This is a genomic window from Herbaspirillum sp. 3R11 (genome assembly GCF_004563925.1).
GTDB lineage: Bacteria > Pseudomonadota > Gammaproteobacteria > Burkholderiales > Burkholderiaceae_D > Herbaspirillum.
Genome location: NZ_SPNJ01000002.1, coordinates 493,607 through 509,036, shown reverse-complemented (window position 1 = coordinate 509,036; position 15,430 = coordinate 493,607). Strand labels below are relative to the sequence as shown.

Here is a 15,430-nt window from a genome sequence, read left to right as displayed (position 1 = left end):
AATAAATCAATCGGCCCACATGCCGCCGTTGATATCCATGATTTCGCCGGTAATGAAAGCAGCTGCCGCGCTGGCAAAGAAAAGCACGCCTGCGGCAACATCGGCGGCCGCTCCCATACGTCCCAGAGGGATCGCCGCTTTCAGCGCGTCAGGAAAATTGGTGGTCATGTCCGATGCGATTGGCCCCGGCGCAACGCCGTTGACCGTGATGCGGGAAGCTGCCAGCTCACGCGCGAGATAGGCGGTCATGGCGTGGACTCCTGCTTTCGAGGCGCCGTATGCGACGTTCGCCGACACCTGCTGCTCGTCGGGAAACAACCAAGGGCGCGCATTACCGCCGTTCTTCGCCAGCACCGAACCGATGGTGATGATCCTGCCGCCACCGCGTTTTCGCATGGGTTCAATTACGCTTTGACAAGCCAGAAAGGTGCCTTTGAGGTTGATGGAGAGAATCCGGTCCCATTCCCGCTCGTCAAGCGTGGCTGCACTGCCGAAACCGGTGACGCCAGCGGTCGTGACAAGAATGTCGACACCGCCGAATTCCGCTTCCGCTTGCGCCGTCATGGCACGGATTTCTTCAGCCCGCGTGACGTCGACGTACGATCCGATGGCGACGCCTCCCGTTGCGCCGATTGCGTCGATGGTGTCGCGTGGAGAGACGCTGTCGGCGACGCATATACTCGCGCCGGCGCGGGCCAGCGCGAGCGCGACGCTGCGACCGATTCCTCCCGCGCCGCCGGTCACGATGGCGCAACGACCGGCCAGCTCCATGTGCGTTTCTGCGCTCATGGAGTGACCGCGATGTTGATGTGCGAAACAGCATCTCTACCGGCAAGCCGTCCGAAGACCAAACCGCGCAACACCGATGTACCGCCGGCATAATTGCCGTAGTACATGCCGGTCATTTCACCTGCCGCATACAGTCCCGGAATGGGGTATCCATCCTGATCGAGAACGCGACCAAGTGCGTCCGTCTTGACTCCACCGAAGGTGAACACATTGGCGGAGATGATCGGGTACGCATGGAAGGGTGCGGCATCGATCGGCAAAGCCCAGTTAGACTTGGGCGGATCGAGCTCAGTGGTTGCAACACCGTCGGTTTCGAACGGACGATAACGGCTTTGACCATCGGCAGGACACGCACGATTGAACGCTTCGACTGTCTGTTGCAACGCCGAGGCGGGGATATCAAGCTTTTTCGCCAGCACCGGCAGCGTCGCCCCCACGACCGGCGGCTGATCGGTACGCAAGCCCGAACGGAAGTTTGGAATGTCGGCATGGCGGGCATCAAGAATCAGATAGGCGATGCCCTCGTCCTGCTGGCAGATCTTGCGCGTGACACGTTCATAGTAGGCATCCACGGGGCCGGGCGCCTCATCGGTGAAACGCTTTCCGGCCTTGTTGACCAGGATGCCGTAAGGGAACACGAAAATGGCGGGTTCCGAAATGCCGGAGCGGGGATCCATCGGCTCGGCATGATAACTGCCGAAGTCTCCGCTGGTCGCCGCCCCCACGTCGAGCGCCATTGTGATGCCGTCCCCCCGGTTGTAGTAACCGCCGCGGCAGATGGGCCGCAGATGCAGCGCCCGGGGGCCGAGATAACGCGTCAACATTTCCTGATTTCCTTCAAAACCGCCGCATGCAAGGATGACTTGCCCCGTCAATGCAAGCGCAGGAGCGCCTTGCGGTTTGACAACGATGCCGGTCACCGTGTTACCGTCGTCGCGCAGCAGACGCAGCGCCGAGGTGGAATAGTAGAACCTAGCCGACAGGTTTTCCGCTTTGGCAGCCAGAGTTTCAACCAACGCTTCTCCGCCGCCCACCGGCAAGAGTCGCGGCTGTGTCTTGGTAAGAAATCCTGTCGGCAAAAAATCGAAACGGACGCCGAGCTCTTTCAACCAGGAGATGGTTGGCGCCGCGCCGGAAGCCAGGGCATCAATCACTTCCGGATCGGCTATGCTCAGAGCGTTGACCAGAGCGTCGCGCTGGGGAGTCGGCTGGGCCGATTCTTCAATCAGGTTGGGATCGATGCGGCCGGAACCGTTTTCAGCGAGGAACGACTCGAAGTCGTCGGTCACTTCCGTCTCGCTCTTCATCCGCAAATACGCTTCGGTATAGCGGCTTTGTCCTCCGCGCGATTCAATCGGGGCGCGTTCAATGATGGCCACGCGCGCACCGCCTTCGGCGGCGCTGACGGCGGCAGCCAGACCGGCCACGCCACATCCCACGACGATGACGTCATATGTCTCGTTCAACATGTTTTTTCCTTTACCTTTACGATGGCCGGCGAACGATCGCCGCTTTTGAAATGGACGGCTTATTCATCCCGTGCCGAGCCGACTGCTTCACCATGCCGCGTTTCCTTGAACAACCAGGCGACCAGGGCCAGTACACCAAACAGGGCGGCGCTGAAAAACACAATCGGCCGATAACCGAACGCCGGCAACAGCGCGGCAGCGATCAAGGGCGGGAAAAAGGACATGCCCCGGCCGACCTGCAACGCCGACGAAACAGCGGTCGCCCGAATACTCACAGGGAAAGACTCACTAAACAGCACGCCGAATACTGCGGCGCCGTTGGAGCCCGCGAACAGGATGAAGAAGGGTACCCAGACGTTCCATCCTCCCGAAAGCAGACTGTCCCAATTCCAGGCCAGCCACATGCCGCCGACGAAGGCCATCGAGGCCAGCAGCGACAAAGTGAAACGGCGTCCGGCGCGATCGCTCAGCACCGCACCAATGGAGCACCCCACTCCGCCGGCAATCGCAGTGAAAATCAGCCACGACGACGCGCTCGCGAGGGATGCGCCTTTACTAACCAGGTAGGTGGGCAGGAAACTGGCCACGCCGTAGTAGGCGAAAAACTGGAGGCCGGCGGCGAAAGTACAGAGCAGCCAGGTCTTGAGCAGGCGTCCCGACCGCAAGGATTCCGTCGGCTGCTTCGCTTGCGGCGCGGCCTGGCGTTCCAGCCAGCTCTCCGATTCCGGCGTATGCCGACGCACCCAGAGCGCGAACAGAACCGGCAAGCCGGATAAAAAGAACGTCCAGCGCCAGCCGATGTGAGGAGCAAGATAGCCGCCTACCAGCGCGCCGAGGACGATGCCGACATAGATGCCGCCATACAGGAACGCACTATAGAAACCGCGATGCCGCTTGTCGATCGTCTCGGTCACGAGCGTTTGCCCCACGCCGTATTCGCCGCCAATGCCAAAGCCGGAAATCGCCGTCAGGATCAACAAGACTTCATAGTTGGGCGCAACGCTGCGCGCCATGGTGCCCAGCGAAAACAGCAGGATCGTGTACATCAGCACACGCTTGCGTCCGATTTTGTCCGCCAGCCAGCCGAAATAAACGCCGCCGATGGCCATGAACAGCAGCTGGATCGAGAACAGCAAACCTACCTGCGGCGTACTCAGATGGAATTCCGCTTTGATGGCGACGACCAGCATCGTCATCAGGAAGACTTCGTAGTAATCGAAAATCCAGCCGATCAGGGCACCGAGAAAAGCCCCCCGTTGCGCCGTACTGAGCTTTCTGGTGTGCCTCGCGGCGGGAAGATTGGTCGCGCGCCCTCCAGGCGAGGCATCAATATTTTGTTGCATCTTTGATCTCCTTTGTTCCGATATCGGATTATTGTTTCTATAGTGGTTTTATACTACAAGCTATTTCTTTGAACGGCAAGCCACGGCAAGGTCACGCGACTCATCTGCACTCGACGTGCTCTTTCTCCCTTACCCCGGAATTTCCGTGTCGGCTGCGCGAGCGGCAGAGATGGTTTTGCGAGGGATCAACGGAGATGGAAGTGACTTCAGAAAAACAGTCACGCAACACCGTCAGGCGGTATATCCGTGCTGAAACCATCGAGCCTGCCTATGCAGATAGGCGTCCCCGGAGCTCTCTAGACAAATACACACTCAAACTTTCAGCGTGGTTAAAGACTGAGGCGGTCAAATCACGCAAGCAGCGCCGTACCTTAAAGCAGCTGCACTTAGAGCTGCAATCATTGGGCTATGAGGGGGCGTACGATCGCGCCGCAGCCTTCGCAAGGCGCTGGAAGGTGGATCAATTGGAGAGGGTCAATTCCGCGAGCAAATCAACAACTTTGCCTCAAGGCGGCGCAACAGATTTACGAAAATAGTGAATGAAACGTCACTGGCATGGCGGACATTTAACCAATTCGAATGGCCACACACCCCGCAAGCAACTTAGTGCTTCGATCAATCTTGGTCCAACCCAAAAGGAAAAGCCTGAAACCATGCATACTAATGCGCATCTGGATGCATATATGGAAAAGGCCGCCATGCGACACTCCGCGCTATAATTCGACGCTTTGCGTGTGATAGGCCTTACGGCAACCTAATATAAGGGTTCGATCCCCTTCACCCGCTCCAGGGTGCAAGAGGATCAGGCGCTTTCCTTCGCTGCTCTACTTACATACCTTTTGCACGCCGCATAACAATTCCATCCTCCGATCTTTCGCTTCACGAGTCATTCATGTCAGAAAACAAATCCGGCAAACCGCTTTTTTACGATCCGACCGAACATCGCATCCGCAGCTTCGTCACGCGCGCGGGTCGCTTGTCCGGTGCGCAGGCGCGCGCCATTGAGGAGCTCGGTCCGCAGTTCCTGTTGCCGTATGCGAAGGAGACGCTGGATATCGATGCCGCTTTCGGACGCGCTGCGCCGACGGTGTTCGAGATCGGTTTCGGCATGGGCGACACCAGCGCGAAGATTGCAGCGGATATGCCGGAGAAGAATTTCATCGGCGTGGAAGTGCATACGCCGGGCGTGGGCAGTCTGCTGAAGCAGATCGGCGAACAGAGCCTGTCCAACATGCGTCTGATCCAGCACGATGCGGTGGAGGTGTTGACCAACATGATTGCGCCGGGATCGCTGGCGGGCGTGCATGTGTTCTTCCCCGATCCGTGGCATAAGGCGCGTCACAACAAGCGTCGCCTGATCCAGGGGCCGCTGGTGAGTCTGCTGGCGTCGCGTCTGGCGCCGGGCGGTTATCTGCATTGCGCGACCGACTGGGAAGAGTATGCGATCCAGATGCTGGAAGTGCTGGGCGCGGAACCGGAGTTGAAGAACAGCACCGATGCCGCCGAAGGCTATGCGCCGCGTCCCGATTACCGTCCCGTCACCAAGTTTGAAAACCGCGGCCTGCGTTTAGGCCACGGTGTCTGGGATCTGGTGTTCATCAAGCAGGGCTGATCAGGCCCTGACCTGCATTCTCTTTCGTTTCATGCGCTGCGCAGTTTGAAGACGCTTACTGTGCGCGCAAGACCGGCCGCCTGATCCTGCAGGCTTTCTGCAGCGGCGGCGGCTTGTTCCACCAGCGCGGCGTTCTGCTGCGTGACCATATCCATTTGCACTACTGCACGATTGACTTCGTCGATGCCGGCGCTTTGCTCGCGGTTGGCGCGCGTGATCTCGTCCATGATGCTGGCGACCTGGGCGACGGCGCCGACAATTTCCTGCATGGTCTGGCCGGCGTTGCCGACCAGGCTGGTGCCGGTGCTGATCTTGGTGACGGAGTCGCCGATGAGTTCCTTGATTTCCTTGGCGGCGGTTGCACTGCGTTGGGCCAGCGTGCGCACTTCTGAAGCGACCACGGCGAAGCCCCTGCCCTGTTCGCCGGCGCGTGCGGCTTCCACTGCGGCGTTGAGCGCGAGGATGTTGGTCTGGAACGCGATGCCGTCGATGACGCCAATGATGTCGACGATCTTGTGTGAACTTTGCTCGATGGCGTTCATGGTGTCGACCACCGCAGCGACCATCTCGCCGCCCTTGACGGCGACGCCCGAGGCGTCAGCGGCGAGCTTGTTGGCCTGCTGCGTGTTCTCGGCGTTCTTTTGCACGGTGGAGGTGATCTCTTCCATCGAGGCGGCGGTTTCTTCCAGTGAGCCGGCTTGCTGTTCGGTGCGCGAGGACAAGTCCTGGTTGCCGGTGGCGATCTCGGTGGAGGCGGTGGCGATGGTGTCGGTGCCGCTGCGCACTTCGCTGACGATGCGGACCAGGTTGTCGTTCATGTCCTTGAGCGCCTGCAGCAGTTGCGCAGTCTCGTCCTTGCCGCTGACGATGACTTCGGAGCGCAGATCGCCTGCGGCCACGGTCTGCGCGATCAGCACGGCGGTGTTGAGCGGACGCGTGATGCTGGTCACCAGCCAGACCGTGACGATGCTGCCGAGGACCAGCGCCAGCACGATGGAGACCACCAGCGTCATGCGCGCTTCGCGATAATCGGCCTGCGCGTCGAGGGCGATCTCGTCGCGGAATTTGTCGGCGGACTTGCGCACTTCGGCGACGATGTCGTCGATCATTTGCGTGGGCAAACGGTCTGCGCCTTTGACGGCTTCATCGACGCGGCCGACGCTGTCGCGGTCTTCCGGTTTGTATTCTTTCTGGAGTGCGGCGAGGTAATGGACGCCGAGATCGGTGTGCGCCTGCTGCGCCTGCTTGAGCTTGTCGATACTCATGCCGAGCGCCGGCAGCAAGGTGGTGAGCTTGGCGAGATTGACCTGGGTGGCTTTGCCTTCGTCGATGAAGGCCTGGCGGTATTTGTTGAAGGTGGCCTCATCCTTGCCGCGCAGCAAGGTGTTCTTCCACTCCTGCACCTGGATCTTGAATTGCACCTGGGCGCTGCGGGCGGAGTCGATGGCTTTTTCGATGGTGCCGGCTTTTTGCATCGCCTGCGTGTTCTGTTCGAAGCTCTCGTTGAGCGTCATCCAGCCTCTCACCCCGACGAAGATGGTCGCCAGCAGCAGCAATGCCGCCAGCAAACCGAGACGCGTGCCTATCCTGAAATTGGTCAGTTTCATACCCCCCCCCAAATGCTTGTCAGCGCGGAAATATGGCGACGAACGGAAACCGTCGGCTGCGCATGGCCGACGGTTAGTTATCAGAATATAGGATTTAACGGCAGGACGAGCGCGCCGCTGAAGGCTCTAGCCTGAAATTTCCTGAATCAGGGAAATGATTTCAGCACCGTAAGTTTCCAGTTTCTTTTCCCCCACACCTGTGACGCCGCGCAGGTCGTCCAGCGAGGACGGCTTGGCTTTGGCGATTTCGCGCATGGTGGCGTCGTGGAAGATGACGTAGGCCGGCACGTTGTGCTTGCGCGCGGTCTCGACGCGCCACCAGCGCAGCTTGTCGAAGATGGTCTGTTCTTCGCTGGAGAGGTCGGTCTCGACGTAGTTGGATTTGGAAGAGGAAGTGCGCTTGGGCTTGACCGGTTTCTGGTACTGGCGCAGCTGGATTTTTTGTTCGCCGCGCAGCACCGGTTTGGCCTCTTCGGTCAGTTTGAGCGAGCTGTAATTCTCATGGTCGACGGTCAGCAAACCCAGCGCGATGACCTGGCGCAGCACGGCACGCCATTCAGCTTCGCCATACTCGCTGCCAATGCCGAACACCGACAACTGGTCGTGGCGCCATTGCTTGACCCGTTCGCCGTCGATGCCGCGCAAGACCTCCAGCACGTGGCCGGCGGCAAAACGCTGCTCGACACGATAGACGGTCGACAAGAGTTTTTGCGCCATCAGCGTGCCGTCGAAGGAGACCGGCGGCGTCAGGCAGATGTCGCAGTTGCCGCAGGCTTGCTGGCCGTGCTGGCCAAAATAGTCGAGCAGGCGTACACGGCGGCAATGCAGGGTTTCGCACAGGCCGAGCATGGCGTCGAGCTTGACGCCGAGCACGCGCTTGAAGGTCTCGTCGGCTTCGGATTCGGAGATCATGCGGCGCTGCTGCACCACGTCTTGCAGGCCGTAGGCCATCCAGGCGTTGGCGGGCAAGCCGTCGCGGCCGGCGCGACCGGTTTCCTGGTAATAGCCTTCGATGCTCTTGGGCAGATCCAGGTGGGCGACGAAGCGCACGTCGGGCTTGTCGATGCCCATGCCGAAGGCGATGGTGGCGACCATCACGATCTTGTCTTCACGCAGGAAGCGCGACTGGTTTGCGGTGCGCTTGGCGTAGTCCATGCCGGCGTGATACGGCAGCGCGTTGATGCCGCTCTGCTTGAGGAATTCGGCGGTCTCTTCGACCTTTTTGCGCGACAGGCAATACACCACGCCGGCGTCCTCGGCATGCTCGCTCTCGATGAAGTCGAGCAGCTGTTTGCGGCCGTTGGCTTTTTCGACGATCTGGTAGCGGATGTTGGGGCGGTCGAAGGACGACACGAACTGGCGCGCGTCTTCGAGCTGCAGGCGATGGATGATTTCTTCGCGGGTCTGCTGGTCGGCGGTCGCGGTCAGCGCGATGCGCGGCACGTTGGGGAAGCGCTCGTGCAGCACCGACAGCTTGATGTATTCAGGACGGAAATCGTGGCCCCACTGCGACACGCAATGCGCCTCGTCGATGGCGAACAGCGCGATGTGCGCGGCTTCCAGCAGCTCAAGGCAGCGTGGCGTCATCAGACGCTCGGGCGCGACGTACAGCAGGTCGATATCGCCGCTGCGCACGCGCCGCTCGATCTGCATCGCTTCGTCAAAGGTCTGGGTGGAATTGAGGAAGGCGGCGCGCACGCCGACTTCAGCGAGCGCATCGACCTGGTCTTGCATCAGCGCGATCAGCGGCGACACCACCACGCCCACACCGTCGCGCACCAATGCCGGTACCTGGTAGCACAGCGACTTGCCGCCGCCGGTCGGCATCAGCACCAGCGCATCGCCGCCTTGCACCACGTGCTGGACGATCTCGTCCTGCTGCCCGCGGAACGACGAGTAGCCGAATACGGTTTCGAGTATGTGCAGCGCTTTGCTCTGCTGCTCCTGAACGAGTTCTGACATGTGATGCACTATCCCTTGCTGACCACAACCGACTATTGATACCAGAGAAACGCCCTCCCCTTCAAGGGGAGGGTTGGGGTGAGGATGGGTTCAAGACATGCCGGCTCGCCCGAACAACCGCATCCATCTTGCTCAATGCTTCCTCGTTATTTCAGACAGGCATTACCCCATCCCCACCCCGGCCCTCCCCTTGAAGGGGAGGGAGTGGTTCGTTATTCGACCCAGGCGACCATGCCGGTGTAGGCAGTGCCGAGAATCACCAGGCCGAACACGATGCGGTACCACGCGAACGCAGTGAAATCATGCGAGCTGATGTAACGCAGCAACCAGCGCACGCACAGGAAGGCCGAGACGAAGGCGGCCACGGTGCCGATCGTGAACAGCGGCACGTCGGCGGCGCTCAGCAGCGCGCGTTCCTTGTACAGCGAATAGATGGTGGCGGCGAACAGCGTCGGAATCGCCAGGAAGAACGAGAACTCGGTCGCCGCCTTGCGCGACAGGCCGAACATCATGCCGCCGATGATCGTGGCGCCGGAACGGCTGGTGCCCGGAATCAGCGCGAAGGCCTGCGCACAGCCGACCTTGAGCGCGTCCAGCGGCGTCATGTCATCGACCGAGTCGATACGCGACGAGGAGTAGCCCATGCGGCCCTTGTTGCGACGCTCAACCCACAGGATGACCAGGCCGCCGACGATGAAGGCGATCGCCACCGGCACCGGTGCGAACAGTACGGCCTTGATCTTCTTGCTGAACAACAGACCGAGAATCGCCGCCGGCAGGAAGGCGATGATCAGGTTGATTACCAGGCGCTGCGCCTTGCGATCGGAAAACAGGCCGATCAGCACCGAGACGATGCGCACGCGGTATTCCCAGCACACGGCCAGGATGGCGCCGGCCTGGATGACGATTTCGAAAACGTCGACTTTTTCCTTCGAGAAGCCCGGACCGGCGAAATTGAGCAGACTGCCGGCGAGGATCAAATGGCCGGTGGAAGAAATCGGCAGAAATTCGGTCAGGCCTTCTACGATGCCCATGATGAGCGCTTTGAGCGCGAGGAGAGTATCCATGCTGAGGGGGGTAAGGGAAAGTAAGTGGGTGGAAATCAGTGTTTGCCGGCGGCAAGGCCGGGCGAAGTCAGCATTTTACTGGCTTGGCGCGGAAGGTGGGGGTTTTGCGCCAAAGTCCGCTTCCTTGGCGGGATTTTCTCGAATTACGTCCGACTGACGTCAGACCCACGTCAGGCCGGCGTCAGCAAAGAAAAACGCCACCTGCGCTCGTGGCGGCAGGTGGCGTTCACTTCGCCGCTTGGGTAAGCGGCGAATCCGGTTGCAGCTAAAAACGTTCAGACCGAGGTCGACAAAGGCTTGTCCAGATCGACACCCAGCTTGGCGGCGGCGTCCTTGAGTTTGCCCGCGTCGGCTCCAAAGACTTCGGTCAGCGCGGTGTAGGCGATCCAGCGTGCATCGACTTCGAAGAAGTCGCGCAGGTTGGCGCGCGTGTCGCTGCGGCCGAAGCCGTCGGTGCCCAGCGTGACGTAACGCGCCGGCACGTAGGCGCGGATGCTCTCGGACAAGGTGCGCACGTAGTCGCTGACGGCGATGACGGGCGCCTTGCCGGATTGCAGTTGCTGGGTGACATATGGCAGCGCGCTCTTCGCGCCCGGCTGCAGGCGCGCCTGGCGTTCGGCAGCGATGCCGTCACGGGACAGCTCGGTGAAACTAGTGACGCTCCACACTTCGGCCGTGACGCCGAACTGCTCCTGCAGCGTGCGTGCAGCCGACAGCGCTTCCTTGAGCATCGGGCCGGCGGCCAGCAGGCGCACCTGCGCGTCGGCTTTCGGTGCGAGGCAGTACATGCCGCGCAAGATGCCGTCCTTGACGTCGCGGTCTTGCGGCAAGCTCGGCTGCTCTTCGTTTTCGTTGGTGACGGTGACGTAATAGAACACGTCTTCGTTGCGCTCGAGCATGCGGCGCATGCCGTCATCGACGATGACCGCCATTTCGTAGGCGTAGGCCGGATCGTAGGACACGCAATTCGGAATGCCGGCGGCGGTCACGTGGCTGCTGCCGTCCTGGTGTTGCAGGCCTTCACCGCCGAGCGTGGTGCGGCCCGAGGTGGCGCCGATCAGGAAGCCGCGGGCACGTTGGTCGGCCGCGGCCCAGATCAGGTCGCCGATGCGCTGGAAGCCGAACATCGAGTAGTAGATGTAGAACGGCAGCATCGGCAGGCCATGCACCGAATAACTGGTCGCCGCCGCCGTCCACGACGAGATCGCGCCGGCTTCGGTGATGCCTTCTTCGAGGATCTGGCCGTCCTTTGCTTCGCGGTAGGACAGGATGGAGCCGATGTCTTCCGGCTCGTACAACTGGCCTTGCGAAGAATAGATGCCGACCTGGCGGAACAGGTTGGCCATGCCGAAGGTGCGCGCTTCATCGGCGACGATGGGCACCACGTAACGGCCGAGGTCGGCGTCCTTGAGCATGCTGCCGAGCATGCGCACCAGCGCCATGGTGCTCGACATTTCCTTGCCTTCAGCCTCAAGCGCGAATTTGGCGTGGGTCTCGATAGGCGGCACGCGCAGCTGGGCCTTGGCATCGGCGTTGGCGACGCGACGCGGCATGCGTCCGCCCAGCGAGGCGCGACGCGCCAGCAGATGCTTCATCTCGGCGCTGTCGGCGGCCGGTTTGTAGAACGCCAGGCTCTTGCATTCCTCATCACTGATCGGCAGCTTGAAGCGATTGCGGAAGGCGATCAGCACTTCTTCGTCGAGCTTCTTTTGCTGGTGCGTGGTCATCTTGCCCTCGCCTGCCGCACCCATGCCGTAGCCCTTCTTGGTCTGCGCCAGGATCACGGTCGGCTGGCCGCGATGGTTGGCGGCTGCGGCGTAGGCGGCATGGATCTTCTTCATGTCGTGGCCGCCGCGGCGCAGGCGATTGATTTCTTCGTCGGTGAGCGTCTCGGCGATGCGACGCGTGCCGGCAGTCTGTCCGAAGAAGTGCTCGCGGTTGAAGGCGCCGTCGTTGGCGGCGAAGGTCTGCAGCTGGCCGTCGACGGTGCGGTTGAGCGCATCGATCAGTTCGCCGTCCTTGTCGCGTGCGAACAGGCTGTCCCAGTCCGATCCCCACAGCAATTTGACGACGTTCCAGCCGGCGCCGGCGAAGATGGTTTCGAGTTCGTCGACGATGTGGCCGTTGCCGCGCACCGGACCGTCCAGGCGCTGCAGGTTGCAGTTGACCACGAAGATCAGGTTGTCGAGTTTTTCACGCGAGGCCAGGCTCAGGGCGGCCAGCGATTCCGGCTCGTCCATTTCGCCGTCGCCGAACACACCCCACACCTTGCGGCCCTGGTCTTGCAACAGGCCGCGATGTTCGAGGTAGCGCAGGAAACGCGCCTGGTAAATTGCATTGATCGGACCGATGCCCATCGAGCCGGTCGGGAACTGCCAGAAGTTCGGCATCAGCCACGGATGTGGATACGACGACAGGCCTTGCTTGCCGTGCTTCTTGGCTTCGATTTCGCGGCGATAGAAACCGAGGTCGTCTTCCGTCAGCGCGCCTTCGAGGAAAGCGCGTGCATAAATGCCGGGCGCCGAGTGCGGCTGGAAGTAGACCAGGTCGCCGGCGAACTGCTCTTCGCGCGCGCGGAAGAAATGGTTGAAGCCGACTTCGAACAGGTCGGCGGCGGAAGCGTAACTGGCGATGTGACCACCCAGTTCGCCGTAAGCGCGGTTGGCGCGCACCACCATCGCCAGCGCGTTCCAGCGCATGACCGAGGCCAGGTGTTCTTCAATCGCCTGGGCGTCGGAGCCGCCCGGGAAGGGGGGTTCCTGTTCCGGGCGAATGGTGTTGATGTAAGGGGTGTTGCGGGCGTCGCGCCAGTTGATGCCCCATTGCTGGGCTGCGGCCGACATGCGCGACAGCAGGAAGCGCGCGCGGTCGGGGCCGACTTCCTGCAATACGCCTTGCAACGCCTGCAGCCATTCCTGGGTTTCTTGTGCGTCGATATCGATGTCTTTGGCGATGCCGCTTGCTGATGACAGATCCACTTTTTTGGTCTCCTCCGGGTGAATTGACGACTCTACGCCTGACAACGCCGCATGAGTCACTGAAATCGACGCTTTGACATACAATAAACAGCACAATATGCCGCCCACACAAAATTCACGGAGATAAATTCTGCATATGGAACTCGACGCCATCGATTTACGTATTCTGAGCATGCTGCAGCAAAACAGCGCGCTGAGTAATCTCGAACTGTCTTCCAAGATTAACCTTTCTCCGTCGCCGACGCTGGCACGCGTCAAGCGGCTGGAGAACGAAGGCATCATCTCGCGCTACGTTGCGCTGGGCAATCCGCATTTGCTCGGACTCAAGGTCAATGTCTTCATCAAGATCAGCCTGGAGAAACAGGAGTCGGGCACGCTGGCGCAGTTCGAAGAAGCGGTGAGCGCCTTCGACGAAGTCATGGAGGTTTACCTGATGACCGGCGACGAAGATTATCTGTTGCGCCTGGTGGTGCCGGACCTGCAGGCGCTTGAGCATTTCGTGCTGGACCATCTGACCAAGATTCCCGGCATCAAGAACATCCGCTCCAGCTTCGCGCTCAAGCAGGTCAAGTACAAGACCGCGCTGCCGCTGGGCAACCTGCCGCGCTGATCCTGCGCTTTCGTCGACACCAATAAAAAAAGGCGGATCGCATCGCTGCGAACCGCCTGCACACCGATGTTCATCACATCGGTTCATGAGGCCTTGCTTGCGCATGCTGCACCTCATTCCCTCACCCCACTACAAGACTACTTGCTGCTTACAGCTACTACCCCCACTACAAATTCATTGACCTGCTTTCAGCGTCTTCCGCATTCCGTATTCCGAATTATGCGGCGTAGCTCAGGTTGTCCATCGACAAGGCCGGTGCGCTGACTGGCTTCGGCAGGTGATGCACCTGGGCCGCTTTGGACGACACGGCGTTGCGGCTTGTCTTCAAGGCCAGGGCCGGCGCTGCTTGTTCTGTTGCGTACTGCACGTGCTGATCGTCGAGCTTGAACACGCTGACCAGTTCGGCCAGGCTGCTGGTTTGGCTTTGCATCGATGCAGCAGCAGCGGCGGCTTCTTCCACCAGCGCGGCGTTTTGTTGCGTTACCTGATCCATCTGGGCGATGGCGTGGTTAATCTGTTCGATGCCGCGGGTCTGTTCATCGCTGGCCGAGCTGATGTCGCCCATGATGCCGGTGACGCGCTGAATGCTGTCGAGGATCTCGCCCATGGTGGCGCCGGCTTCATCAACCAGCGCTGCGCCGGCGTCGACCTTGGCCACCGAAGTGCCGATCAGTTGCTTGATTTCCTTGGCTGCCGAAGCCGAACGCTGCGCCAGGCTGCGCACTTCCGAAGCGACCACCGCAAAACCGCGGCCTTGTTCACCGGCACGTGCTGCTTCCACTGCGGCGTTGAGCGCCAGGATGTTGGTCTGGAAAGCGATGCCGTCGATGACGCCGATGATGTCGACCACCTTCTTCGACGACTCGTTGATCGAGGCCATGGTTTCCACCACACGGGCCACCACTGCGCCACCCTTGACGGCGATGTCGGAGGCGGTTGTCGCCAGCTTGTTGGCTTGTTGTGCGTTCTCGGCGTTTTGCTTGACGGTGGCGGTCAGTTCTTCCATCGCCGAAGCGGTTTCCTGCAGTGAGCCGGCTTGTTGTTCAGTGCGGGACGACAGGTCCAGGTTGCCGGTGGCGATTTCGCTGGAAGCGGTAGCGATGGTATCGGTGCCGTGGCGGACATCGCCGACGATGCGCAACAGGTTGTCGTTCATTTCCTTGAGAGCCAGTTTCAGTTGACCCAGTTCATCCTTGCTGTCGACCGTGATGGTGCTGGTCAGATCACCGGCGCTGACGTTCTGTGCAATCGTCACGGCTTCCTTCAGAGGACGCGAGATCGAGCGGGTCAGCCACCAGGCGATCAGCGAGCCGAGCAGCAGCGAGACTGCGCTCAGGGCCAACATGGTCCACTTCGACACTTCGTAGGCTTCTTGCGCTGCGGTAACGCTCTCGGTGGCGCTGGTACGCATCACGACGTTGAATTCGTGGATATGGGCGATCACCTGTTTCAACAGCGGCATGCAGTCAGCGACCAGCGAAGCCTTGGCTGCTTCGGTTTGTTGCGTTGTGGCCAGTGCGCCGATCTTGGTGGCGATTGGCAGGTATTTGGCTTCCAGTGCGCGCAGCTGTTCGAGCATCTCGCGCTCCTTGGCAGTGGCGTCAGCCGGGTTCTTCATCAACGCGGTCAACTCTTGCATGCCGCTGTCGATGTCTTTCTGTGCTTTGGTGACCAGTTCGATGTCGCCTTTTTGCTGCACCGGATCAGTCACCAGCACCAGGTTGCGGGCGGCAATGGCGCGCAGGCCGACGGCGAACTGGACCTTGCTCAGAGCCAACAATTTTCCTTCGTCGACCGATGTGATGAATTCGACACGCTCGTTCAGTTTGGCGACCTGACGCAGACCGAATGTTGCTCCAGTGACCAGCAGTGCCAGGACGATGCCGAAACCGATAGTGAGGCGTACGCCGATTTTCAGGTTTTTCATGTTCTTCTCCCTTGGGATTGTGTGAGGGGACTGCTTGGGGACTGCCGGAAACTGCTGGGTGTTTCT

The 15,430-nt window shown here is 60.6% G+C and carries 10 protein-coding genes and 1 pseudogene; 3 read left to right on the top strand and 8 right to left on the bottom strand.

All coding sequences use genetic code 11. The annotated features are described in order from the left end of the window. Positions 1–6: 6 nt before the first annotated feature. Genes E4P32_RS10605 through E4P32_RS10595 form a run of 3 tightly spaced genes read right to left on the bottom strand, consistent with a single transcriptional unit; the run spans position 7 to position 3,601 of the window. A complete protein-coding gene (locus tag E4P32_RS10605; RefSeq protein WP_116434234.1) occupies positions 7–789 on the bottom strand; it encodes an SDR family oxidoreductase in 783 nt (260 codons plus the stop codon). Continuing rightward, positions 786–2,258, bottom strand: coding sequence for an FAD-dependent oxidoreductase (locus E4P32_RS10600; RefSeq protein ID WP_116434235.1), 1,473 nt, complete (start codon positions 2,256–2,258; stop codon positions 786–788). Before E4P32_RS10600 ends, E4P32_RS10605 begins: the two co-directional genes overlap by 4 nt. Positions 2,259–2,317: 59 nt before the next feature. Then, positions 2,318–3,601, bottom strand: a complete 1,284-nt coding sequence (locus E4P32_RS10595) for an MFS transporter (protein ID WP_116434236.1) — start codon at positions 3,599–3,601, stop codon at positions 2,318–2,320. 218 nt (positions 3,602–3,819) lie between these two features. On the opposite strand from E4P32_RS10595, the pseudogene E4P32_RS10590 reads away from it, so the two are divergent. Both E4P32_RS10590 and trmB read left to right on the top strand, forming a co-directional pair. Beyond that, a pseudogene (locus E4P32_RS10590) lies at positions 3,820–4,056 on the top strand (IS21 family transposase); the annotation flags it as partial. A gap of 437 nt (positions 4,057–4,493) precedes the next feature. Then, positions 4,494–5,213 carry a tRNA (guanosine(46)-N7)-methyltransferase TrmB gene (gene trmB, locus E4P32_RS10585; protein ID WP_116434237.1) on the top strand — a complete coding sequence of 240 codons (720 nt, stop codon included), beginning with the start codon at positions 4,494–4,496 and terminating at the stop codon, positions 5,211–5,213. Between the two features lie 29 nt (positions 5,214–5,242). On the opposite strand, the gene E4P32_RS10580 is transcribed toward trmB, so the two are convergent. From E4P32_RS10580 to mdeB, 4 genes are all read right to left on the bottom strand, one after another. Next, positions 5,243–6,820, bottom strand: coding sequence for a methyl-accepting chemotaxis protein (locus E4P32_RS10580; protein WP_116434238.1), 1,578 nt, complete (start codon positions 6,818–6,820; stop codon positions 5,243–5,245). Between the two features lie 126 nt (positions 6,821–6,946). Continuing rightward, positions 6,947–8,782, bottom strand: coding sequence for a DNA helicase RecQ (recQ, locus tag E4P32_RS10575; protein WP_116434239.1), 1,836 nt, complete (start codon positions 8,780–8,782; stop codon positions 6,947–6,949). 212 nt (positions 8,783–8,994) lie between these two features. Beyond that, positions 8,995–9,849, bottom strand: a complete 855-nt coding sequence (locus tag E4P32_RS10570) for an undecaprenyl-diphosphate phosphatase (RefSeq protein ID WP_116434240.1) — start codon at positions 9,847–9,849, stop codon at positions 8,995–8,997. A gap of 275 nt (positions 9,850–10,124) precedes the next feature. Then, complete coding sequence (gene mdeB, locus E4P32_RS10565; protein ID WP_116434241.1) at positions 10,125–12,827, bottom strand: alpha-ketoglutarate dehydrogenase; 2,703 nt, start codon at positions 12,825–12,827, stop codon at positions 10,125–10,127. Between the two features lie 136 nt (positions 12,828–12,963). On the opposite strand from mdeB, the gene E4P32_RS10560 reads away from it, so the two are divergent. Further along, positions 12,964–13,437, top strand: coding sequence for an Lrp/AsnC family transcriptional regulator (locus E4P32_RS10560; RefSeq protein ID WP_116434242.1), 474 nt, complete (start codon positions 12,964–12,966; stop codon positions 13,435–13,437). Between the two features lie 217 nt (positions 13,438–13,654). Here the strand turns inward: E4P32_RS10560 and E4P32_RS10555 are convergent, their stop codons facing one another. Further along, the gene (locus tag E4P32_RS10555) at positions 13,655–15,364 is read right to left on the bottom strand and encodes a methyl-accepting chemotaxis protein (protein ID WP_116434243.1); all 1,710 of its coding nucleotides are present in this window, start codon (positions 15,362–15,364) and stop codon (positions 13,655–13,657) included. Positions 15,365–15,430: the final 66 nt, after the last annotated feature.